Origin of the sequence: Desulfacinum hydrothermale DSM 13146 (assembly GCF_900176285.1) — a bacterium.
GTDB classification, from domain to species: domain Bacteria; phylum Desulfobacterota; class Syntrophobacteria; order Syntrophobacterales; family DSM-9756; genus Desulfacinum; species Desulfacinum hydrothermale.
In genome coordinates, this window is the sequence record NZ_FWXF01000020.1 from 17,556 (window position 1) to 38,839 (window position 21,284).

17 protein-coding genes, 1 pseudogene and 1 riboswitch are annotated in these 21,284 nt (G+C 60.6%); of the genes and pseudogenes, 3 read left to right on the forward strand and 15 right to left on the reverse strand.

The window, feature by feature from the left end:
• The first annotated feature begins 124 nt into the window (after window positions 1–124).
• Both B9A12_RS14300 and B9A12_RS14305 read left to right on the forward strand, forming a co-directional pair.
• Window positions 125–580 (forward strand): cytochrome c family protein, encoded by a 456-nt coding sequence (locus B9A12_RS14300; RefSeq protein WP_212636958.1) that lies wholly within the window; start codon window positions 125–127, stop codon window positions 578–580.
• Window positions 581–603: 23 nt separating this feature from the next.
• Window positions 604–2,127 carry a methyl-accepting chemotaxis protein gene (locus B9A12_RS14305; RefSeq protein WP_084058786.1) on the forward strand — a complete coding sequence of 508 codons (1,524 nt, stop codon included), beginning with the start codon at window positions 604–606 and terminating at the stop codon, window positions 2,125–2,127.
• A gap of 211 nt (window positions 2,128–2,338) precedes the next feature.
• Here the strand turns inward: B9A12_RS14305 and B9A12_RS14310 are convergent, their stop codons facing one another.
• The 4 genes and pseudogenes from B9A12_RS14310 to B9A12_RS14325 all read right to left on the reverse strand — a co-directional run bounded on the left by B9A12_RS14310 (window position 2,339) and on the right by B9A12_RS14325 (window position 8,052).
• Entirely contained in the window at window positions 2,339–3,349 is a 1,011-nt protein-coding gene (locus B9A12_RS14310) for a J domain-containing protein (protein ID WP_139796651.1), read from the reverse strand.
• A gap of 108 nt (window positions 3,350–3,457) precedes the next feature.
• Entirely contained in the window at window positions 3,458–6,043 is a 2,586-nt protein-coding gene (locus B9A12_RS14315; RefSeq protein WP_084058788.1) for a [protein-PII] uridylyltransferase family protein, read from the reverse strand.
• 301 nt (window positions 6,044–6,344) lie between these two features.
• Window positions 6,345–6,875 (reverse strand): annotated as a pseudogene (locus B9A12_RS17900) (superoxide dismutase); the annotation flags it as partial.
• A 187-nt stretch (window positions 6,876–7,062) separates the two neighbouring features.
• Window positions 7,063–8,052, reverse strand: a complete 990-nt coding sequence (locus B9A12_RS14325) for an NAD-dependent epimerase/dehydratase family protein (protein ID WP_084058790.1) — start codon at window positions 8,050–8,052, stop codon at window positions 7,063–7,065.
• Between the two features lie 100 nt (window positions 8,053–8,152).
• Between B9A12_RS14325 and B9A12_RS14330 the strand changes: the two genes are divergently transcribed.
• Window positions 8,153–9,466 carry a nucleotide sugar dehydrogenase gene (locus B9A12_RS14330; RefSeq protein WP_084058791.1) on the forward strand — a complete coding sequence of 438 codons (1,314 nt, stop codon included), beginning with the start codon at window positions 8,153–8,155 and terminating at the stop codon, window positions 9,464–9,466.
• Window positions 9,467–9,626: 160 nt separating this feature from the next.
• Here the strand turns inward: B9A12_RS14330 and B9A12_RS14335 are convergent, their stop codons facing one another.
• The 11 genes from B9A12_RS14335 to B9A12_RS14375 form a co-directional block, all read right to left on the reverse strand.
• Window positions 9,627–10,985 (reverse strand): phosphomannomutase/phosphoglucomutase, encoded by a 1,359-nt coding sequence (locus tag B9A12_RS14335; RefSeq protein ID WP_084058792.1) that lies wholly within the window; start codon window positions 10,983–10,985, stop codon window positions 9,627–9,629.
• Between the two features lie 249 nt (window positions 10,986–11,234).
• Window positions 11,235–11,438 (reverse strand): hypothetical protein, encoded by a 204-nt coding sequence (locus B9A12_RS14340; RefSeq protein WP_084058793.1) that lies wholly within the window; start codon window positions 11,436–11,438, stop codon window positions 11,235–11,237.
• 349 nt (window positions 11,439–11,787) lie between these two features.
• Window positions 11,788–11,958: a hypothetical protein gene (locus B9A12_RS17060; protein ID WP_170920629.1), complete on the reverse strand. Its 171-nt coding sequence runs from the start codon at window positions 11,956–11,958 to the stop codon at window positions 11,788–11,790.
• 265 nt (window positions 11,959–12,223) lie between these two features.
• Window positions 12,224–13,327: a glucose-1-phosphate thymidylyltransferase gene (locus B9A12_RS14345; RefSeq protein WP_212636959.1), complete on the reverse strand. Its 1,104-nt coding sequence runs from the start codon at window positions 13,325–13,327 to the stop codon at window positions 12,224–12,226.
• 117 nt (window positions 13,328–13,444) lie between these two features.
• The gene (gene rfbB / locus B9A12_RS14350; RefSeq protein ID WP_084058794.1) at window positions 13,445–14,527 is read right to left on the reverse strand and encodes a dTDP-glucose 4,6-dehydratase; all 1,083 of its coding nucleotides are present in this window, start codon (window positions 14,525–14,527) and stop codon (window positions 13,445–13,447) included.
• A gap of 54 nt (window positions 14,528–14,581) precedes the next feature.
• Window positions 14,582–15,133, reverse strand: coding sequence for an NUDIX hydrolase (locus B9A12_RS14355; RefSeq protein ID WP_084058795.1), 552 nt, complete (start codon window positions 15,131–15,133; stop codon window positions 14,582–14,584).
• A gap of 155 nt (window positions 15,134–15,288) precedes the next feature.
• Complete coding sequence (locus B9A12_RS14360) at window positions 15,289–16,356, reverse strand: mannose-1-phosphate guanylyltransferase (protein ID WP_084058796.1); 1,068 nt, start codon at window positions 16,354–16,356, stop codon at window positions 15,289–15,291.
• A 537-nt stretch (window positions 16,357–16,893) separates the two neighbouring features.
• A complete protein-coding gene (locus tag B9A12_RS14365) occupies window positions 16,894–18,156 on the reverse strand; it encodes a glycosyltransferase family 4 protein (RefSeq protein ID WP_084058797.1) in 1,263 nt (420 codons plus the stop codon).
• 35 nt (window positions 18,157–18,191) lie between these two features.
• Window positions 18,192–18,986: an ABC transporter ATP-binding protein gene (locus tag B9A12_RS16745; RefSeq protein WP_139796652.1), complete on the reverse strand. Its 795-nt coding sequence runs from the start codon at window positions 18,984–18,986 to the stop codon at window positions 18,192–18,194.
• Between the two features lie 18 nt (window positions 18,987–19,004).
• Window positions 19,005–19,898, reverse strand: coding sequence for an ABC transporter permease (locus tag B9A12_RS16750; protein ID WP_139796653.1), 894 nt, complete (start codon window positions 19,896–19,898; stop codon window positions 19,005–19,007).
• A gap of 101 nt (window positions 19,899–19,999) precedes the next feature.
• Window positions 20,000–20,962 carry an ABC transporter substrate-binding protein gene (locus B9A12_RS14375; protein ID WP_084058798.1) on the reverse strand — a complete coding sequence of 321 codons (963 nt, stop codon included), beginning with the start codon at window positions 20,960–20,962 and terminating at the stop codon, window positions 20,000–20,002.
• A gap of 189 nt (window positions 20,963–21,151) precedes the next feature.
• Window positions 21,152–21,253: riboswitch (TPP riboswitch) on the forward strand.
• The last annotated feature ends 31 nt before the right edge of the window (window positions 21,254–21,284 follow it).

Below are 21,284 nucleotides of genomic sequence, written 5' to 3' on the forward strand. Positions count from 1 at the left end.
TGGTCCAGATGTGCAAATTTTCCTAAAGCCCAAGTCCCTCCCGACCGATAGGACCTTTGGATGTGGATCTGGCGGGTCTGGAACCCGCAAGAGGTTGTTGTGTTCAGACAGGGAGGGATGCCAAGTGAAGAAGACGATCGTCATGGCGGCCGCCGCCACCTTGCTGTGGGTCGGCCTGCCACAGGCACAGGACCAGCCGCACTATGTGGGCGACCAGACGTGCGCCCAATGCCACGAGGAGATTCACGAGCGATTCATGCAATACTCCAAAAAGCCCCACTCCTTCCAAGGGGTGGAAAAGCTGCAAGACGGCCTCAGCCCCCAGGAACTCCAAGATTGCTACGCGTGCCACACCACCGGATACGGGCAACCCGGGGGCTTTACGGATCCCGTGAGCACTCCGGACATGAAAAACCTTGGCTGCGAATCCTGCCACGGCCCGGGTTCTGTCCATGCGGAAACGGAAGATCCTCAAGACATTCGCGGGAAAATCACGGTCCAGGACTGCCAGCGCTGCCACAATGAAGAGCGGGTCCGGGCTTTCAACTTCCAGCCGTTGATCCACAGTGGAGCCCACTAAGGAACACAGACAAGGGGGATGGAATGCAACGCGTTTGGCGATTTTTTCTGGGACTTCAGGGCAAGGTCTTGATGATCGTGGCGTCCACCGTGCTGGTGGTCATCGTCGCCATGGCGGGCTCGGGTTGGTGGATGCAACGGCAGAAGCTGTTGCAGGAAGGTCTGGAAAGCGCGCGGATACTGAGCGATTCGGTGTACGCCTCCATCAAGCATCCCATGGCCATCGGGGACGAGGAAGCCCTGGAACAGCAGATGGCGGAACTGGGGCAAAAGCTCCAGGATCTGGATGTCTACATCTACGATTTCGCAGGCAAGGTGACCTACGCCACCCAGCAGAACCAACTTCGCAGTGACCTGCGATCCCTGGGCATCAGCTCCGGTGTGGTGAGCCGGATTGAAGAGGGACTGTCCGGAAAGGGCACGAAGCAGACGACGGCCTTGGAAGAGACACCGTCCGGGCCGAAGATCGCTGTGGTCACTCCCATCCGCAATGAACCGTCGTGCCATCACTGCCACGGGTCATCGCGCAAGGTTTTGGGAGGCGTATTGATTCGGCGGGACGCTTCGCCCCTTTTCGCCTACCTGGCCAAGCTACGCACCCTGAGTGCCGCGGGGACCATCCTGGGAGCCTTCGTACTGTCCGCAATACTGGTGTTCATCCTCTCCCGTTTCGTCACTCGCCCCCTCAAGCGCATTGTGGAGGGCATCGGGCAACTGGCGGAAGGCGATCTGACCGTGGAGCTGGATCACAAGAGCCAGGACGAACTGGGCGTCCTGGCCGATTCCGTCAATCAGTTGTCCAAGAGTTTTCGAGACACCATCCAGCAGGCCCGTGAAACCGCCTTTCGAGTGAGTGAAGGCACCAGCCAGCAGGCGGCCTCCATCGAGGAGACGTCCGCCTCCCTGGAGGAGATCACCTCCATGATCCGTCAGGGCGCGGAAAAGTGCGCCGAGGCCGACACCATGATGCGCGACAACGACTCCAAATTGAACGAGGCCAACAAGGTCATGAAAGCGTGCATCACGTCCCTGGATCAGATCGTGAGCACCACCGAAACCATGGCCAAGATCGTCAAGGATATCGACGAGATCGCCTTCCAAACCAATCTGCTGGCCCTCAATGCCGCGGTGGAAGCGGCTCGGGCGGGTGAGGCCGGACAGGGCTTTGCCGTGGTGGCCGACGAGGTGCGCAGCCTGGCCCGGCGCGCTTCGGAAGCGGCCAAATCCACTGCCGAATTGATCCGAACGGCCCAAGACAAAACGCACGAAGGCCGTTCCCTGGTTCAGGAAACCGACGAGGCTTACCGGGAGGTGGCCGTTCAGGCCCGGAAGGTAAGCCAGCTCATCCAGGACGTGGCCTCTTCCAGTCAGGAGCAATCCTTGGGAGTGGAACAGATCAGTCGGGCCGCCCACGAGCTGGACCAGGTCATTCAGAGCTTTGCGTCCGTGACGGACCAGCTCACCCAGGTCATGGACTTCTTCCAAACCGACGGCCACAAGGAATCCACGTCCGAGGCCGCCGCACTGCTTCCACCCCACAGCCCCTGAAGCGTCCCACCGGCCTGAGAGAGAACAGGCTTTCCGCTCCAAAGGGGCGAGGCGGCGGGGCGCTTTGTTTCCACCGACCGCCGCGCCATACCCATGGGGGCGGGTTCCCAACCCGCCCCCAAAAGGCTCAAAAAGAGACAGAGGGCACAGTGGAATTTCAACCAGTTAGAAACCCTCTCAAAAGGCTGAAAGGCCACTGTCGGACACGCCCCTACGGACCCTTTCGCCGGGCCAGTACCTCGTAGGCCTCCGCCATGCGAATGAAGGTCTCGTGGTCGCCTCCCGCGTCCGGGTGGTGTCGTTTGGCACAGCGTTTATAGCAGCGGGCCAGCTCTTCCGGGCTCATGGACCGGTACTCGTCCTCGCCGATCCCCAGGCAGGCACAGGCCTCCTTTTCCGGCATGGATGCCCGGGGGGGACCTTGGGGAAAGCGAAACTGCCGGTTCCAGATGAAATCCCGGAGCATCTCGTCCAGGAAGGTGTCGGCGGAAAAGGAGTGATCAAAGTACATGATCACATACTTGACCAGGTAGGGGTGCAATCGCGCGGGGTCGTGATCTTCCACGCCGGCGAAGAAGTGCCGGCTTTCGTTGAGCCGGCAGATCTCTTGCAAAAAGTAGCTGTCCACCCTCTCGGGATCCAGGGCGGCGGGATTGTTCTTGAGCAGATGGTGAGGGAAATATCTTTGTAGCTCCAGGGCCGTGAAGAGGTAGTTCCGCCTCTCGTGGGGCCGAAGGTCCACTTCCATGCCTTCGATGACATGCTCCATTTCGTCCCGGCTTTTCTCCAGCAGAACGTTGAGGAACTTCCAGGGCCGCCCTTCCAGGTTCCCCATGTCCATCCGACCGCACCGCAAAAAATGCAGGCGTCGCTTGTCGAAGGGATGCAGATGGGCTTGCGCCTCGCCCAGGGGATCCGGGGAAGACGATTGCCCTCGCGGAGCGTGGGTGAAGTTTTCGATGATCCGACGGATATGGGGGTCCAGGTAGGGCAGGAAGGCGCGCTCCAAGTCCTCCGTTTCCCAGCCAACCCCCTGATCTTCCAACGCCTCTTCCAGATCGGGCCGAAAATAGAAGCCGTTTCCCCCCACGTAGACGATATAGTCTTGGGGGTCATCGCCAAGGTCCATGAGGCGGCGCATCCTGTAACAGGAGCCATCCCAATAGGACCTTCTCAGCTCGTAGTGGGCTCTGCCGGCGTATCGAACATAACGTATATACAAGGGCACTCCTCGGCCCCTTCCGGGCGACCCTTCGGGATTCCAGCCACACGCCCCCCCGCGTCAACACTTTACCTATAAGGCATTTTTCCAGACCGGCAAGGTGGTGGCTCAACGGCCCGGACCATCCAACCAAAAGAGAAGGGCCCGTCGCAGTTCTTGGATCTGATCCGGATCGGTCACCTTTTCGCCCCGATGATTCTTCACATAGAAGATATCCGCCACCTGATCCACCTTGGTGGTGATCTTGGCCACGTAGATGCGCAGATGAAGCTCCAGGAGCGTCCGGGTGATGGTGTAGAGCAGTCCCGGCCGGTCCGCGGTATAGACTTCCAAGATGGTGTATTCCCGCGCCGAATCATTGTCCACGTCCACCTGGCTGTCGGATTTGGGCACGGCCTGGCGGCGGCTTTCGGTCACGGCGGCCGCATGGGCGGAAATCCGATAATCCAGGGCCAGTTTCCCTTCCAGGAGCCGCCCCATGTCCTCTTGGACCCGGCTCCAGTCCACCGAGTCGGCGGCTTCCTCCTGCAGACAGCGGAAAAGCAGGAGCACCACCCCGTTTTTCTTGGTGAAGACCCGAGCGTCCCGGATGTCCAGGTGATGCAAGGTCAAAATCCCCGCGGCACGGGCCAGCAGTCCCGGCACCTCCCGGCTCACCACGGTGATGGCCACGGTGCCGTTTTCCTGGCGCACGTCCCAGACAAAGGCGTCCGGTGCCTCGCCCAGTTGCATTTCCAGGCGCAGGTGAGCCGCCATCTCTTCCGCGTCGATGGAAAGCAAATACCGGGGCGGCAGCTGAGAAAAATGCTCTTCCAACCGGGCCCGGTCCACCACCTCCGCCACCCGGGCCAACACCACGTCCTTGATCCGCTCCACGCGGTCCGCCAGCACCTCCTCGCTGGGCTCGCCCTTTTCCAGCAGATAGAGCAGCCGCTCATAGAGATCCCAAACCGGGGTCTCCCGCCACTTCTGTTGGGCCTTGGGGCCGGTGGCCATCATGTCGGCCAGGGTGAGCACCAAAAGCTCCTGGAGGCGGTCGGGCTCTCCAACGGTCCGGGCGCATTGGAGGAGCATCTCCATGTCTCCCAGATCCCGCATGGAAGCGGTGTCCATCAAGAGCAGATGGTGTCGAATGAGAAAGGCCACCCTCTCGGAGCCGGCTTTGTCCAGTTTCAGTCTTCGGGCCATCACGGGAAACATATCGGCTCCTGCCCGAGCGTGATCCCTGCCGGCGTGCTTGCCGATGTCGTGCAACAAGGCAGCCAGGTACAACCAGGTCTTGTCGGCAAGGCCCCGGGCAAGGCCCGTGATCTCCGGCTCTTCGTCCTGGTAGTCGCCGCGGAGGATGCGCTTGATCTCCCGCACCGTGCGCAGGTGGTGCTCATGGACTGGATAAACGTGGAAGGCGTCGTGCTGCACCAACCCATGGACCAGCGCCGTTTCGGGAATGAGGGCCTGAAGCAGGCCGTAGTCGGAAAAGCGACGGAGGGCGGCCAAGGCCGGCCCGTCTTTGCGGAGCAGGTCCAGGAAGGCGTCCCGCACGCCATGGTCCTCCGAGGCCGAATCCACCGCATTCTTGTGATGCAGAATCCAGCGGCGGGTGGAGCTGGAAAAGCCCAGCCGCTTTTCGGCGGCCAGGACAAACAGGTGCAGGATATTGGACGCTGTGGGTTCATAATGGGAGGGATCCACCTGGATCCTGCCGTGCACCACCGAAATCCCGTCTTCCAGCGAAAAGGAAGGGCCTTCCAGGGGCATTTCGGCCAATTTACCGGTTTCCTGGAGCCGTTCACAGAATTCCGAAGACACACGAAAGACGTCGTGGAAGGTCCGGTGCACTTCCTGCATAAAGGTTTCCACAGGCAGAAAGCCCGCCCGGCCGGAATAGCCCAGTTTTTCGGCCAACACCTCCTGCACGTGGAAATCGAGTACGCTCGCCCGGCCTCCCTTCTGGGCACGCACAAGCCCCAGCCATTTGTGCAGGTTCTTTTCGGCCATCTCCAGCCGATCGGCCTCCCATCGTGTGAGGTACCCCTGAAAGATGGCATCTTCCACACAGCGCACACCCAACAAAACCCTGGATGCAAAACGAATGGTGTCGATATCGTGCAGGCCGCCGGGGCTTTCCAGCAGGTCGGGCTCCAGCCAGTTGTCCGGTTGGGACAGACGGGCTTGGCGGCGGCGCAGGCCTTCATAAAGATTGGAAAAGAGCTGCTCCTGGCGGCGGGTCACCAGCTCGTCCAGCGCATCGTCCAATTCCACGAGAAGCTCTCTGTTTCCTGACAAATACCGGGCTTCCAGCAACTGGAAAAACAGCTCCGGGCTCTCTCCGGCCTCTTCCAGCACCTGAGGCAGGGACGCCACGCGCAGTTGCACATCCCACCCGGCTTCCCGAAGCGGCTCCAGGATGTCCTCCTGCCAGTCCTCCTCCCAGGGGAAGGCCTCCGTTCGAAGCCACAGGAGCGACACCGTGTCCTGGGGGCCCAGAAAACCGCGGGCCAAGGCCCCCAAGGCCGCAATGGCCCCGCTGGAGCGGAACTTTTCCGAATCGGCGTCCAGTCGGTTGACCAGGCGATTGTGGAGGGACATGATTGCGATCTCAAGAAGGCTCATGTGCCGACGAAGCATCTGTTCATCGGCTCCCTGGAGGATCTGTTCCCGCTGTCGCTTCAAAGATTCCACCATATTTTCCATAGGACACCTTTCCACTAGACACGATGAAAAAGCCCGCCCGGCCACCTACGAGAGTGCCCTCCGGACGGGACGTGTTAAACCTTGCCGAAAGAATGGGTTGTGATGAACCGCGTCAGCCGTGGTGGGCCTGTGCCGCCTCGGGCTCATGGCCTTCCCCGGCCCCCTTGCCGGCGGGCGCCTTTTCATGGCGGCCTTCCTCGGCAGCGGAAACGGCCTGGTGCTCTTCCTGTCCGGACGGTGCCTCGGCGCTCACCCCTTGGGGCTTTTCCGGGATGGCCCCTTCGGGCACTTCCACACCGAAGCGCTCCAGCACCACCTTCCAATCCAGGTTCTTGAAGAAGGCATCCATGTAAGCGGCCCGGTCCAAGCCGTAGTCGAGCAGATACGCATGCTCAAACACGTCCAGAACCACCAGCGGGACACACCCGGTCAGGTGGCCCGTTTCGTGTTCGTTGATCCAGGTGTTGACCAAGCGGCCGGTACTCGGATCCTGGTACAGGATCACCCAGCCGATCCCGCGCATCTTGCCCGTGGACAGGAAGTCCTCTTTCCAGTTTTCGAAGGAGCCGAAGTTTTCTTTGATGGCCTCGTAGAGGGCGTTGTCTTCGGGAAGGACCCCGGCGCCGCCCAGGTTTCCGAAGTAGTATTCGTGCAGCTTCATGCCGTTGAATTCAAAACCGAGCCGACGTTTCAGCTCCGCATACTCCGGCGTATCGGTGCGACCGGACTTGGCGTAGGAGCGGAGCTTTTCCAAGAGCTTGTTGGTGTTGGTCACGTAGCCTTGGTAGAGGGCGAAGTGGGTTTTGAGCAGCGCTTCGCTGAAGCCCTCCATTCCCAGAAGATAGGAAAAATCCTTGGCCTGGTACGGTTGCAGCGCCCGGCTGGAAGGCAACCGATCTCCCTTTTGGGACTCCCGGCACGTAACCACCAGCGCCGAGATAGCCACAAGCACCAAGACAACAGATAGCTTCTTCTTCACGGCTTCCTCCTCTCGCCACGGCATCGACCCAAGCGGGCCCTCACGCCCCTTGGCTTTGCATCCAACGGAGTGTTTCCCTGAGACCTTCTTCCAAAGAAACGCGGGGTCGCCAGGCCATAACCGCCTGGATGGCATCAATACAAGCCACACTGTGGCGGATGTCGCCTGGGCGCTCTGCATAAAACCTGATCGATTCCCCGCGTTCTGTCAAGCTCAGAATCATCCGTGCCAATTCCAGGATGGTCGTGCGGGTGCCGGACCCCACGTTGTAGATGCCGGCCGGGACCTCCGGCGCCGACGCCACCAATCCCGCCGCTCGGCAGTAGGCATCCACCACGTCCGAAACATAGACGAAATCCCGGCTCTGGTGACCGTCTCCAAAGATGGTCAGGGCTTCTCCCCGAACGGCCATCTCGGCGAAACGCGAAATCACGCCACTATAAGGGCTGGAGGGATCCTGGCGCGGTCCGAAGATATTGAAGCATCGGAGCGCCACCCCCCGGGGTCCGTCGCCGCAGGCGGCCACGGCCCGGGACGAACGGTACTTGGCCTCTCCGTAGGGGCTGAGCCAGGACGTCTGGTCCCCGGCGTATGATTCCCGGAGAGGAAGCCTGGCGTCGTCTCCATACTCCGCGGCGGAGCCGGCAAAGACGAATCGGGCACACCCCAACCGGCCGGCCTCCTGGAGCAGCCCGATGGTGCTCTGGTAGTTGACCGCCCACGTCTCTTCCGGATGGTCCACGGAATAGGGCACGCTCACAATGGCCGCCAGATGAAAGACGCAGGCGAGGGGGCCGTGCTCCGCCGCGATCTCTCGGAGCAGCCCCGGCTCCGTCACAGACCGTTCCAGAAAGGAAAAGCGCGGATGGTCCCGAAAGGGCGTCAGGTTTTCCCAACGGCCTGAAAAGAAGTTGTCCACGCCCATGACGCGGCATCCAAGACCCAGAAGCCGCTCACACAGATGGCTGCCCACAAAACCGGCCGCACCGGTCACCACGCACACCGCCTCGGCTGACGTTTTCTTTGACATTGCTCTTTCATCCCTCTGCTGGCAAAATGCGCCCAATTGTCAAATCCTTTACCAACATTGACCGGATATGATGACCCCTTGATCGTGGAGGATACATGAGATGAACGACCTGCTCCGGAAGATCCAGAATCAGAAGGCCACCGTGGGTATCATTGGGCTGGGCTACGTGGGACTCCCCTTGCTCATCCGCTTTGGAGAAGCGGGCTTTGCCCTCATCGGCTTCGACGTGGACAGCACCAAGATCAACGCCCTCCTGCACGGCAGGAGCTACATCCGCCACATCCCCATTGAACCCGTTCAACGTTTTCTGGAGGCAGGTCAGCTGGATGTGACCGTGAGCTTCGAAAGGCTGAAGGAAGCCGACTGCATCATCATCTGCGTCCCCACCCCGCTGACCGACAAGATGGAACCGGATCTGAGATTCATCGAAAGCACCACGAAGACCATAGCAAGCCACCTGAGACCCGGGCAACTGGTGGTCTTGGAAAGCACCACCTACCCCGGGACCACGGAAGAGCTGGTGCTGCCGGAGCTGGAAAAGACGGGGCTTCACGTGGGCCAGGACTTTTTCCTCGCCTTTTCGCCGGAACGGGAAGACCCGGGAAACCCCAACTACCACACAGGCAATATCCCCAAGGTGGTGGGGGGCGTCACGGCCCAGTGCCTGGAATGCGCCCAGGCCCTCTACGCCCACGCCGTCACCCGCGTGGTGCCCGTGTCCAGCACCCGCGTGGCGGAGCTGACCAAGCTCCTGGAAAACATCTATCGCAGCGTCAACATCGCCTTGGTCAACGAACTGAAGGTCCTGGCCCTGCGCATGGGGATCGACATCTGGGAGGTGATCGAAGCGGCCTCCACCAAGCCCTTCGGCTTCACCCCCTTCTATCCCGGCCCGGGCCTGGGCGGACACTGCATCCCCATCGATCCGTTCTACTTGTCCTGGAAAGCGCGGGAATACGATTTTCCCACCCGCTTCATCCAGTTGGCCGGTGAAGTGAACGTCTCCATGCCCTATTATGTGCTGGAAAGGATCATGGAGGCACTCAACGAGCACGGCAAGTGCCTGAAAGGGGCCAAGATCCTGGTTCTGGGCGTCGCCTACAAAAAAGACATCGACGACGACCGGGAATCGCCGTCCTATGCCATCATGGAGCTACTGGAACAACGGGGAGCCACCCTCCACTACAACGACCCCCACATCCCCAAGCTGAAACCGGGCCGCAAGCACGCCTTCCAGCTGGAGTCCACGGAGCTCAGCGAAGAGGCCCTTGCGGCCATGGACGCCGTGGTCATCCTCACCGACCACAGCGCCTATGATTACGCCTGGATCGTCCAGCATGCCCCATTGGTGATCGATACGAGAAACGCCACGAAGGGCGTGCAGGAAGGCCGGGAAAAGATCGTGAAGGCGTGATCCGCCGGCTCCCCGTTTGCCTGGGAAAGGGACCGTCCATCTCGGCCGGAAAAAGGCGCGGGGCTTTCGCCCCGCGCTCACCCACCTTCTCACACCCCCAGCGGCCGTGGCGGCGCGCCATGAACACGAGGGAAGACAAGCGCCCCCCACTACCCGCCACTCACACAGCACCGGCCTTGATCTTTTCGATGGTCCCCTCGATGAGATCCTGGATCTCCTTGAGCCGATCCGGCGTTTGCGCCTCGTAGCGAAGCACCAGGACCGGCTGGGTGTTGGAAGCCCGCACCAGCCCCCAACCGTCCTCAAAGACAACCCGGGCGCCATCCACGTCGATGACCTGGTAGCCTTGCCGCTTGAAATAGGCCACGGCCTTTTCCACCACGGCGAATTTCTGATCCTCCGGGCATTCCACTCGAATTTCTGGCGTGGTCACCGTCTCGGGCACCCCCTCCAACAGTTCCGGGATGGTCTTGCCGGAATTGGCCAGGATCTCCAAAAGCCGGCAGGAAGCGTAGATGCCGTCGTCGAACCCGAAGTAGCGGTCCTTGAAGAACATGTGCCCGCTCATCTCTCCGGCCAGTTCCGCCCCCACCTCCTTCATCTTGGCCTTGATGAGCGAATGGCCGGTCCGCCACATGATGGCTTTACCGCCGTGCTTTTCAATATCGTCGTAGAGCGTCTTGGAGCATTTCACTTCCGAGATGAACACGGCCCCGGGCTTTCTGGAGAGAATCTCGCGGGCGAAGATGATCATGAGCTTGTCACCGTAAACCACTCGACCCTCATGATCCACCACCCCCAGGCGGTCGCAGTCCCCGTCATAGGCCACGCCCACGTCCAGCTTTTCGCGGCGCACCCACTCAATCAAATCCTCCAGGTTCTCCATGACGGTGGGATCCGGTTCGTGATTGGGAAAGGTGCCGTCCATGTCGCAATAGAGGGGATAGACCGAGCAGCCCAAACGTTCCAGAAGCGGAACGGCCACCGGCCCCCCCACGGCATTGCCCGCGTCCACCCCCACCCGAAGGGGGCGGCCCAGGCGGATGTTTCCCGCAACAAAGTCCATGTAGGGAGAGATGATGTCGTAGGAGGTGACTGAACCGGGACCCTCGACAAACCGCCCCGCATCCATGACCGCCTTCAGTCGCTGAATCTCGGCCCCGGAGATGGTATCGTAGCCGTTGCAGACCTTGAAGCCGTTATATTCCGGGGGATTGTGGCTGGCCGTGATCATCATGCCGCCTTCCCGGTCCAGGTGCCGGATGGCGAAATAGAACACGGGTGTGGGACACACCCCCACATCCACCACGTCCATGCCGGTGGACAACAGCCCCTCCATCAACAGATCCCGGTACTTGGTGGAGCTCAGGCGGCAGTCCCGCCCCACCACGATGCGGCCCTTGCCTTGATCCGCCATGTAGGTGCCGAAGGCCTTGCCCAGCAGGACCACATCTTCATCCTGAATCTGCTTGTCCACCAGACCCCGGATATCGTATTCGCGGAAGGTTGTGGGATCCACGTCGCTTCCTCCTTTCCCCAACAGTTTCAGAAACAGGCTTCGTGCAATGAAAGCATGCAGGTGCGACACATTCCCGAATGGATGAGGTGGGCAGTATCCCTGCCCGTGGAAGCCATTATGGTCTGTGGGCGCAAAGGGAATCAACAAAAAAGGCGGCCCCCAAAGGCCGCCTTGCCAATCATCGTTGCGGGGTGCGTCCCGTCCGTGAGCCGGTCCCTGCCGGGAAAGACCGCCATCGCACCCCACCGGTCAGTGATGCCCCGAATCACCCTTTTTGAGATCTTTTAGGGTCATCACCACCGCGATCAGCACACCCAGACCGATCACCGTGAGCGCCCCATAGAGGGCGGTAAAAAAGACGGCGTGACTGGGGTCATACCAGGGGATGTCCCACGGCAACATGCTGGAAACGCTTCTTTTGAGTGCTACGCACAGAAAATCGATACCCCACATGGACGCCTCCTCCCGATCTATGGCCTTCCAGCCGGAACCTGGCACCTTCCAGTCCCCATGGGGACCCGGAATCGCTCAAATTTGTGATACATTTAGCAAAGGAGACGGCCGGGGTCAATTCCTATTCTGCGGCGGGCTCGGACCGCGATCCGAGAAAGGAAAGAAGGGAAATGAACGAGCTTCAAGGGATCCCAAGAAGGGGAGGTGGGGGCTGGAAGGGACGGCGAAAAGAGGCCTTGGGTGAAAAGAAGACGATGGGCCATAGAAAAAGGGGTTGCAGCCTTCAGCGCTCCAACCCCTTCACCCGATCAGGCCGTTTTCTGGCCATGAGTCGCAGGGATCCATGGAATCACTCCTTGTAAAGAATCACCCTGCCGCTGGGATCCACGCTGCACCTTTTCACAAAGTCCTTCATGGTGCACTCGAACTGATCCCGATGGCTAAAATAGTAGCTCAACATCTTCTTTCGGGCATCCTGTCGATTGCGGCCCTTGATCAGCACCGTCTTCAATGGAATCACCCCCTTTCCATGGCATTAAAAAACCCCGAGCCACGCTCGGGGTCGTCGTGCCGCACAGGAGGTCCGGCGTCAGAGATGGGTCTTTCGAAGGGCCGAACCCATCTTCTCCCCGAGACGAATCAGGCTCGATTGTCGTTCGATCTTTCGACTACTACTCGGGTCGTCCATGAAGAACCGATCTCCACCCACTAACCAGGATTCACCAAGCATACATACCAAGATCAATGCCAAGCTACCCTCTTTTCCTCCGTCTGTCAAGACGTTCCTACCTCTTTACTTCAATGACGCAATCGTCGCCCACCATGAGGCTGATGGAATCGTGGTGGGTGGCGGCGGGGAAGACCCGAACGCGCCGGCCCAACACCGAGTTTTCCAATCGGGGAATGTCACGTATATGACATCCTTCCATGATCACGGAATGATCCACGCTGGAGCGTTCTATGACCACCCCGGGGCCGATGGCCGTAAAGGGCCCCACGGTGGCCTCCACCAACCGGGCCCCCCGGCCGATGATCACCGGGCCCCGCACCTCGGATCGGATCAGCTCGGCCCCTTCTTCCATGTGCACGCGCCCGGTCACTCGGCTTTCGGCGTCCACGGTTCCATCCACCCGGCGGTGCAGCCAGTCGTCCATGACCGTATCGTTGGCCAGGAGCAGGTCGTCCTTTTTCCCCGTATCCAGCCACCAGGTGTCAATGGTGTGACTTTGGACCTTGCGGCCGTTTCGGATGAGCCAGGAGATGGCGTCGGTGATCTCCAGTTCCCCCCGGGCAGAGGGCTTGATGTTGTCGATGGCCTCAAAGATCTCGGGGCGGAAGAGGTAAATGCCCACCAGGGCCAGATCCGAGGGAGGCGTTTGGGGCTTTTCCACCAGATCCACCACCCGTCCATCGCCGTCCACCACGGCCACCCCAAAGGCCCGGGGGTTGGCCACCGCTTTGAGAAAGATGGACGCCGACAGGGACACGTCCTCTCGGAATGCCTGCACCTGGTCCGTCACCCGGCAGCCGATCAGGTTGTCGCCCAAATACATGAGAAAGGGGGCCTCCCCCAGGTATCCCTTGGCGGTGAGCACGGCGTGGGCCAGGCCCAGGGGCCGTTCCTGGAGGATGTATTCCACCTCCAGGTTCCAGCGGGATCCGTTCCCAACGGCCTCCATGACTTCCTGGCCCGTTTCCGGGGCGATCACGATCCCCACCTGGCGCACCCCCGCCGCCGCGATGTTTTCCAACACGTAGAAGAGAATGGGCTTGTTGGCCACGGGCACCAGTTGCTTGGCCCCGGTGTAGGTGAGCGGTCGAAGCCGCGTACCCGATCCGCCCGATAAGACCAAGGCTTTCATCTGGGAAGTTCGGAAATCCCCATCCATTCGTTTCCCTCTCCTTTGCCCCAAACTTCAATCATCGTCACCGGCACGGGCCGTCTGGTCGCCCCAGCCCTCTGTCCGCACAAACAGGAAACACTCTGGGCCTTCTCGGACACACCCTTAAGAGCGGCCACTCGTACCCAAACGCCCCCGATCGTAAATCCCTTCGGTCACGCGCCGGCACCACTCTTCATGGTCCAGGTACCATCGAACCGTTTTTCGAATGCCGCTCACAAACGTTTCCCGGGGGCACCATCCCAACTCCCGCTCGATCTTGGAGGCATCGATGGCGTACCTTCGGTCGTGCCCGGGCCGATCCGGCACATGGGTGATGAGATCTTCGTAGGCGCCTTTGCCGGCCATGGCGGGATTGGACGCCGCCGGCACCTCTTCTTCCAAGCACCGGCATAGGGTTCGAACCACTTCCAGGTTGGTCTTCTCGTTGTGGCCGCCGATGTTGTAGGTCTCTCCGGGCCGGCCCGCCTCCAGCACCCGTACGATGGCCTCACAATGGTCCAGCACGTAGAGCCAGTCGCGGACGTTGAGGCCGTCGCCGTAAACGGGCAGCGGCTTTCCTTCCAAGGCGTTCAGAACGATGAGGGGAATCAGCTTTTCCGGATATTGGTACGGCCCGTAATTGTTGGAACAGTTGGTGGTGAGCGTGGGAAGGCCGTAGGTTTCCCGGTAAGCGCGCACCAGGTGATCGGAAGCGGCCTTGGACGCCGAGTAGGGGGAATTGGGGGCGTAGGGCGTCTCTTCCGTAAAGAATCCTTCGGGCCCCAGCGACCCGTACACCTCGTCCGTGGACACGTGCAGAAACCGGAACCGATCCTTTTCCTCGTCCGCCAACACTGTCCAGTAGTGGCGTGCCGCCTCCAACAGGCGAAACGTTCCCACCACGTTGGTGTGAATAAAATCGCCCGGGCCGTCGATGGATCGATCCACGTGAGACTCGGCGGCGAAATTGATCACCGCCGAAACCTTGTGGGTGGCAAGCAGGTAGAGCACCAGCTCCTGGTTCCCGATGTCCCCTTTGACGAAGATGTGGTCCCGGTCTCCTTCCAGCCCTTCCAGGGATTCCAGATGGCCGGCGTAGGTGAGCTTGTCCAGGTTGACCACACGGGCCAACCCCTTCTGTCGGACCATGTGCACGAAGTTGGAGCCGATGAAACCCGCCCCGCCGGTTACCAGCCAGGTTTTCATCAAAGTACCTCCTCGATTCTTCCAAAACGGCGATGGGCGAACCGTCGCCTTCTCTCACCGGCCGTCCATGGCTGACTGTCCGTCACTTTCCATGAGGCGAAGCCAGGCTTTCAAGCGTCCATCCTGGAGCCAACGATGAAGCTTTTGGCAAACCCGCCGATCCGTGGGGAAGGCCAGCGGCTCCGGTAGAGACTCCAAGGGGAAAAAGGCGGCTTCCCGGGCGTCGGAGCCCGCTGCCAGATGGCCCCCCCGGCGCGTTCCCCAAAACCATATCCCCACCGTGAGGTGTCTCGGGTCGTGAAAATTGGAATGGACGGCAAAGACAGGACCCACATCCACCTCCAGACCCGTCTCCTCCCAAAGCTCCCGTCGGGCCGCCCGGCGGATGTCTTCTCCCCATTCCACGTGCCCGCACGGGATGCACCATTGGCCGTCGTAGGAGCCCCGGCGGCACACCAAAAGGAGCCGCTGGGCTTCCAACACGATGACGGCCACCCCGACCGTGGGATTGCGGTAGAAGACCTTCCGGCATCGGGAACACCAGGGCCTTCCCGACGCGTTTTCGCCCAGTCTCTCCCCGCAGTGGGGGCAATACCGGTAGGCCATGAGTTCCTTCCGCGCTCGAGGGAACCGACATCCACCCGCCATCCCCACAGGGGCCGACCCCGAACCAGCCTATGGGCGGGAAGGGCGGCCTTTGCCCAGATTTCGGGCTCCCGCTTCGGCGCCGGCGACGGTTCCTCACGTTTTTTCCGCAGGACCTAAAGAAGCTCCTGGCGCCTCTTGTCCTTAAGGTCCTGCACCACGCGGCGCACCTCCTGGCTCCGTTCCAGGTCGGCCACCAGCACGGCGTCCTTGGTGTCCACCACCAGCACCCGCTGGAGCCCCAGAACCGCCAGGAAACGGCCCCCGTGCCCCACCACGAAGGAATCCCGACAATCGTAGGCCCTCACGTCCCCTTCCAGCACATTGCCGTCCGAATCCGCTCCGGAGCGCCGCACATCGTAGAGGCTGTACCACGACCCCACGTCGCTCCATCCGCAATGGGTGGGGACCACGTAGACCGCCTCGCGGGTCTTTTCCATGACGGCATAGTCGAAGGAGATGTTCTCCGTGGCCCCGTACAGGTCTTCCAGCGCCTGGGAGAACCCTTCCGTATCGAAGGTTCGCGCCAGAACGTCCAACCCGGCGGCAAATTCCGGCATGTGAGCTGCAAATTCCTTGAGCAGGGTGGTGGCCGTGGCCACAAAGATCCCGGCGTTCCAGTAATGCCGGCCGCTTTGAAAATACTTGGCCGCTGTCTCCAGGGGAGGTTTCTCCACGAATCGCCGGACCCGATAGGCTCCGTCCAATGCCCCTTCGGTCTGCCGCTCGATGTACCCATATCCGGTTTCCGGTCGGGTGGGCACGATACCCAATGTGGCGATCCCCCCCTCTTGCACCACCGTGGCGGCCTTTCGAATGGCATGCTGGAAGGCCTCGGGATCGGCCACGTAGTGATCGGCGGGAAGGATGGCCAGGGGCCCCGTGGCACCCAGATGGGCGGCGTACCGTGCGGCCAGCCCCACACAGGGCGCCGTGTTCCGCCCGAAGGGTTCCACCAGGATCCGCACCCGCGTGTCCGCCAGGATCCGTCGGGTTTCCTCTTCGTGCTCCCGGCCCACCACCACAAGGATCTCTTCGTCGGTGGAAAGGGGTCGTATCCTTTCGTAGGTGGCGCGAAGCAGGGGTTGATCCCCCACGATCTTGAGAAACTGTTTGGGATAGGACGATCGACTGAGAGGCCAAAACCGCGTACCGGAACCACCTGCCATGATAACGGAAATCATGGGTCCTCCATCCTTGTGTTCAAACGGACACAACTCACGCCATCAGCCGAATCAGGCCAAAAGACAAAAGAAGAGAAAAGCGATCCGGCGGAGGCTTCCGCGCCCACTATCCTTCGTTGCCCCTTGCCGCAAGGATCCCAAGCAAACGATGAAAGGAAAGGCTCTTTGCCTCCCCGGTCAGGCCTCCGACCAGGCGCAGCCAAACCTTCCTGCAAAAAACCGGTCTCCTCGATTCGTCAAAGAGCGCCTTGGCGCGGTCCAGATCGCCGAGGATCCGGCACCCACGAAAAGGACCTGGCCAAGAGCGCTTCCATCCCCGCAAGACGGCACACCAACGGCCTGGCTGGAGATTATCCGAAAACGGCCTTTCGGCCTTTTGGGGCTCTCCAACTGCTTGAAATTCCAGTGTGCCCTGTGGTCTTTGTTGAGCTCTCAGACAGCCTTGTCGGGGCGGGTTCGAAACCCGTCCCGACGGCGGCCTGGCCAGGACGACCGCACGGGCCGCAGGCAGCAACCTGGGCGTTCCCGGTCCGCCGTCTAGATCTCGATACCGAAGAAATTGGAAATCAAAAATGCCAAGCGCTTGCGAAGCACCGAGTACGAATAGTGCCGTTTGGCCACCTCGTAGTTGTGGTTGACCATCCGCTCCCGGCGCTCCGGAGACTCCAGCACTTCCCTGACCTCTTCCACCACTCGGTCCGAAACGTAGCCGTCCATCACCACCACATCGAAGCCCTGGGGCTCGATATCCCGCACAAACACATCGTAGCGATTAACCAGAAGAGGCTTGCGAAAGTAGATGGCTTCCAGAAAGGCGTTGCCAAACCCTTCGTAAGTGCTCGGGTACGTAACGAAATCGCAGTGGGGATAGACATCCCACAGGGAATAGCACTTTTGGCCATCCGTTCCATAACCCCGTTTGTCGCTCACGTAGTGGGAAATGAGGCGCATATCCACCTGGTGGTCGGCGGCGTAGTCCTGAAGCCACTGCAGGTACTCGAAACCTTCGTCGCCCGCAGCATGAGAAATGATCAGCTTGTATTTGGGGTCCCCCAGCTCGTGGACCAACTCGATGGCGTGTTCGATGCCCTTGCGTTGCACCACGCGGGTGGGCTGCAGGATCAGAATGTCCTCGTCACTCACGCCGATCTCAGCACGGAAGTCCTTGGTAAATTCCCAGTCGATTTCGGGATCCGTCTCGAAATCCAAGACATTGGGAATGACGATGGAAGAAATCCCTGTCCGCAGCGCCAAGGCCTCCTGGGCCAGGGAATTGATCACCACGTGCTGAATGTTGGGCAGTTTGGGCGGAAAGGCCATCTGCAGGTAGTCCTGGACGGCATTGATGGAAAATCGGGTCCGCTCCCAATAGAAATCGTGGTGGTGGGCCACCACGGGGATACCCGACTCGGCGGCCAACTCGGTGATGGCCAGCCCCAGTGGCACGTGCATGGGGATGGTGATGGCGTTTTCGATGATCAGGATCTCGATTCGAAAGCGCTCGATGAATTCGTAGAGCTTGATCTTCAGGTAGTCGCGAAGGGCATGGATCCGCCCGGTGATGTAGGGGGTTCGGGTCTGGACGCCGAAGACCCGCTTGTTGATCCACTGGTTTTCCTCGTGATCGAAAAAGGCTTCCGGAACGAGCATACTGATGTCCGGGTGCCGGTCCAATTCGCCCGCAAACCAATAGGACACATGCTGATGATCCCACAGGAGCTGAGCCCATTTGGCGGCTTCCAAGGAAACCCCGTCCGTGCCGGCGAATCGGGTGGATACAAACCCTATGTTCTTGCCCATGGGAAAGCTCCTCCGCCTCGTCCAACAACCATCTGTCAGATGAGCAACAACTTATCGTCGGCGATCTCGTCGCCGCGCAAATTGGAAAATTCGTGGAGCAAATCCTGTACCGAAAGCGCGCTTTTCTTCTCTCCAGCCACGTCCATGATGATGCGTCCTTGGTGCATCATAATCAAGCGGTTGCCCAGTTCCAAGGCGTGGCGCATGTTGTGGGTGACCATGACGGCCGTCAGCTCCATTTCCCGGATGATCTCAGCGGTCAACTGCAGCACCTGTTGCGCCGTTCGCGGATCCAAGGCGGCGGTGTGTTCGTCCAAGAGTAGGAGCCGGGGACGGCGCAGGGTGGCCATGAGCAGCGTCAGGGATTGGCGTTGCCCCCCGGACAGAAGTCCCACCTTGTCTTTGAGGCGGTGTTCCAGCCCGAGCCCCAGAAGCCGGAGCTTGTCCTTGAAAAACGCCCTGTCCCGGCGCGTCACCCCCCACTTGAGACGCACCCCCCGGCCGCGACGGGACGCCATGGCGAAATTTTCCTCGATACTCATGGACGCACAGGTGCCGGACAAGGGGTTTTGGAAAACACGCCCGATATAGGCGGCCCGCTTGTGCTCGGGCCAGGTGGTCACGTCGCGGCCCCCCAAGCGAATGACGCCTTCGTCCGGCAGATAAGAGCCCGCCACCAGATTGAGCAAAGTGGATTTGCCGGCGCCGTTGCTGCCGATCACGGTCACAAAATCCCCCTTGTTCACGAAGCAGCTGAGGGAACGGATGGCCGTGACTTCGTTGATGCTTCCCCGGTTGAATGTCTTGGTGAGATTGCTGATCTCCAGCACGTTTCAGCCCTTTTCGTCTCACGCCCTTTTGAAGCGCATCTTTTCCCGCAACAGCGGCACCGTCAAACAAATGACTACCAGGACCGCCGTGATCAGATTGAGATCGCTGGGGGTCAGGCGCAACACCCCCACCTGATAGGACAGAGCCACCACGATGGCCAGCCGGTAGACCACGGAGCCGACCAGCACGGCGAACGTATGGCGCACCACGGAATGGCTGCCCACGAGACTTTCACCCAAAATGACCGACGCCAGGCCGGCCACGATGGTTCCGATCCCCATGCCCACGTCGGCGAACCCCTGGCTTTGGGCCACCAACCCCCCGGCCAGCGCCACCAGTGCGTTGGACAAGGAAACGCCCAGTATGATCATGGTGTCCGTGTTGACTCCCTGGGAGCGGATCATCTGCGGATTGTCCCCGGTGGCCTGAAGGGCCAGCCCCATCTGGGTGTGGAGGAAAAGATCCAGCAGGATCTTACAGATCACCACAATGACCAGGAAGACGCACGGAACCAGCAGGTACTGGGGCATTCCAAAAAAGTTCAGGGATTGGAAAATGGTGGGTTTGTTGAGCAGGGTCAGGTTGGGTCGCCCCATGATACGGATGTTGATGGAATAGAGGGCCGTCATGGTGATGATGCTGGCCAGCAAGCTCATGATGCGCAGCTTGGTGGACAGAACGGCCGTCACCGCCCCCGCCAGGGCCCCGGCCAGCACGGCCGCTCCCAAGCTGAGGAAGGGATCCACACCGTGCACGATCATGGCACCCGAGACCGCCGCTCCCAGCGGCAGGGACCCGTCCACGGTCAGATCCGGAAAGTCGAGAACCCGAAAGGTCAGATAGACCCCCAGCACCATGAGCCCATAGACCAGACCCTGTTCCCACGCTCCGATAAAGGCATACAATGACATGGTTTATTCGACTGTCTTCCTTTCTTTCCGCCACAAAAAGAAGGGGAAAAGGTCTTCCGGTGCGCGTCCCTTTCCCCTTCGTGTCCGGTATCACCAGCGGGTTAGAGCACTTTGTCGGCCCTCTTGACGACCGCTTCCGGGATCGTCACTCCCATCCTTTGGGCGGCCTGCGTATTGACGTAGAGCTTCATATCCTTCAGCGTCTCCACGGGCATGGTGGCCGGATCCGCCCCCTGCAACACCCGCACGGCCATCTCTCCGCTCTGCCATCCCAGACGGTAATAATCGATGGCCAGGGCGGCGATGGCTCCACGGGGAACGGAGTCGATGTCGGCGGCAAAGAGGGGAATCCGGTTGTCCTCACACACCTTCACCACCGATTCGAAGGCGGAGACCACCGTGTTGTCCGTGGGGATGTGGATGGCATCCACGCGCCCCACCAGGCTCTTGGCGGCCATGAAGACCCCGCTGGAATTGCTCACCGTGGCTTCCACCACCTGGATGCCCCGCTTGGCACACTCTTCCTTCAGCTGATTGAGCGACGAGATGGAATTGTCTTCGCCGGAATTGTAGATGAAGCCCAGTTTCTTGAGCCCCGGCACGATCTCCAAGATCAGATCCACCTGCCGGTCCACCGGGCTGCGGTCGGTGGTGCCGGTCACGTTGCCCCCGGGCCGCTCCAGGCTTTCCACCAGCCCGGCCCCCACCGGATCGGTCACGGAGGAGATGATGATGGGGATGTCCTTCGTCGCGTTCACGCACGCCTGGGAGGTGGGGGTGGCGATGCTGTGGATCAGGTCCACCTTCTTGCCCACCAGGGCCTTGCCGATGCTGTTGGCGGTGGCCATGTTGCCTTGGGCGATCTGAATATCGTAGGTCACGTTCTTACCTTCCACATAGCCGTGCTTGGCCAAAGCATCGATAAAGCCTTGGCGGGCCGCATCCAGCGCCGGATGCTCCACGATCTGGCTGATGCCGATGGTGATCATCTTGTCCTGAGCCGCAGCCGGCGCAACCAGTGCCAATACCAGAGCACATACACCGATGGCCTTCACAATCTTCATGGTCCCGCTCCTCCCCCTTTGCACCCCAAGAAACCCGTTCTCGGCCCTCCATACCATTCTAAGCCCTCAAAAACATTGGAAGGAAAATACATTTGCCCCTCCCGTCTGTCAACTGCTCAATGCGCCCTTCCCCCTGTGGACAGGCTCGACACCATGATTGATTCCCACCGACCGTCATGATATGAGCCCAAGGGTCACTAGGGGTGGTTGACTGAGAGTCCCGTCAGTGCGGGACAACCCTTATCACCTGATCTGGGTAATACCAGCGTAGGGAAGTGGCGCCGACAAAGGAGACCGATGGGGCTGCACGGGGCCATGGACC

Bases quoted from the DNA above. Each gene is read 5' to 3' on its own strand.
- B9A12_RS14330 (WP_084058791.1), top strand. From the start codon at position 8,153: ATGAACGACCTGCTCCGGAAGATCCAGAATCAGAAGGCCACCGTGGGT.
- rfbB (WP_084058794.1), bottom strand. From the start codon at position 14,527: ATGAAAACCTGGCTGGTAACCGGCGGGGCGGGTTTCATCGGCTCCAAC.
- B9A12_RS14345 (WP_212636959.1), bottom strand. From the start codon at position 13,327: ATGGATGGGGATTTCCGAACTTCCCAGATGAAAGCCTTGGTCTTATCG.
- B9A12_RS14355 (WP_084058795.1), bottom strand. From the start codon at position 15,133: ATGGCCTACCGGTATTGCCCCCACTGCGGGGAGAGACTGGGCGAAAAC.
- B9A12_RS14360 (WP_084058796.1), bottom strand. From the start codon at position 16,356: ATGATTTCCGTTATCATGGCAGGTGGTTCCGGTACGCGGTTTTGGCCT.
- B9A12_RS14305 (WP_084058786.1), top strand. From the start codon at position 604: ATGCAACGCGTTTGGCGATTTTTTCTGGGACTTCAGGGCAAGGTCTTG.
- B9A12_RS14365 (WP_084058797.1), bottom strand. From the start codon at position 18,156: ATGGGCAAGAACATAGGGTTTGTATCCACCCGATTCGCCGGCACGGAC.
- B9A12_RS14325 (WP_084058790.1), bottom strand. From the start codon at position 8,052: ATGTCAAAGAAAACGTCAGCCGAGGCGGTGTGCGTGGTGACCGGTGCG.
- B9A12_RS14315 (WP_084058788.1), bottom strand. From the start codon at position 6,043: ATGGAAAATATGGTGGAATCTTTGAAGCGACAGCGGGAACAGATCCTC.
- B9A12_RS14375 (WP_084058798.1), bottom strand. From the start codon at position 20,962: ATGAAGATTGTGAAGGCCATCGGTGTATGTGCTCTGGTATTGGCACTG.
- B9A12_RS14340 (WP_084058793.1), bottom strand. From the start codon at position 11,438: ATGTGGGGTATCGATTTTCTGTGCGTAGCACTCAAAAGAAGCGTTTCC.
- B9A12_RS16750 (WP_139796653.1), bottom strand. From the start codon at position 19,898: ATGTCATTGTATGCCTTTATCGGAGCGTGGGAACAGGGTCTGGTCTAT.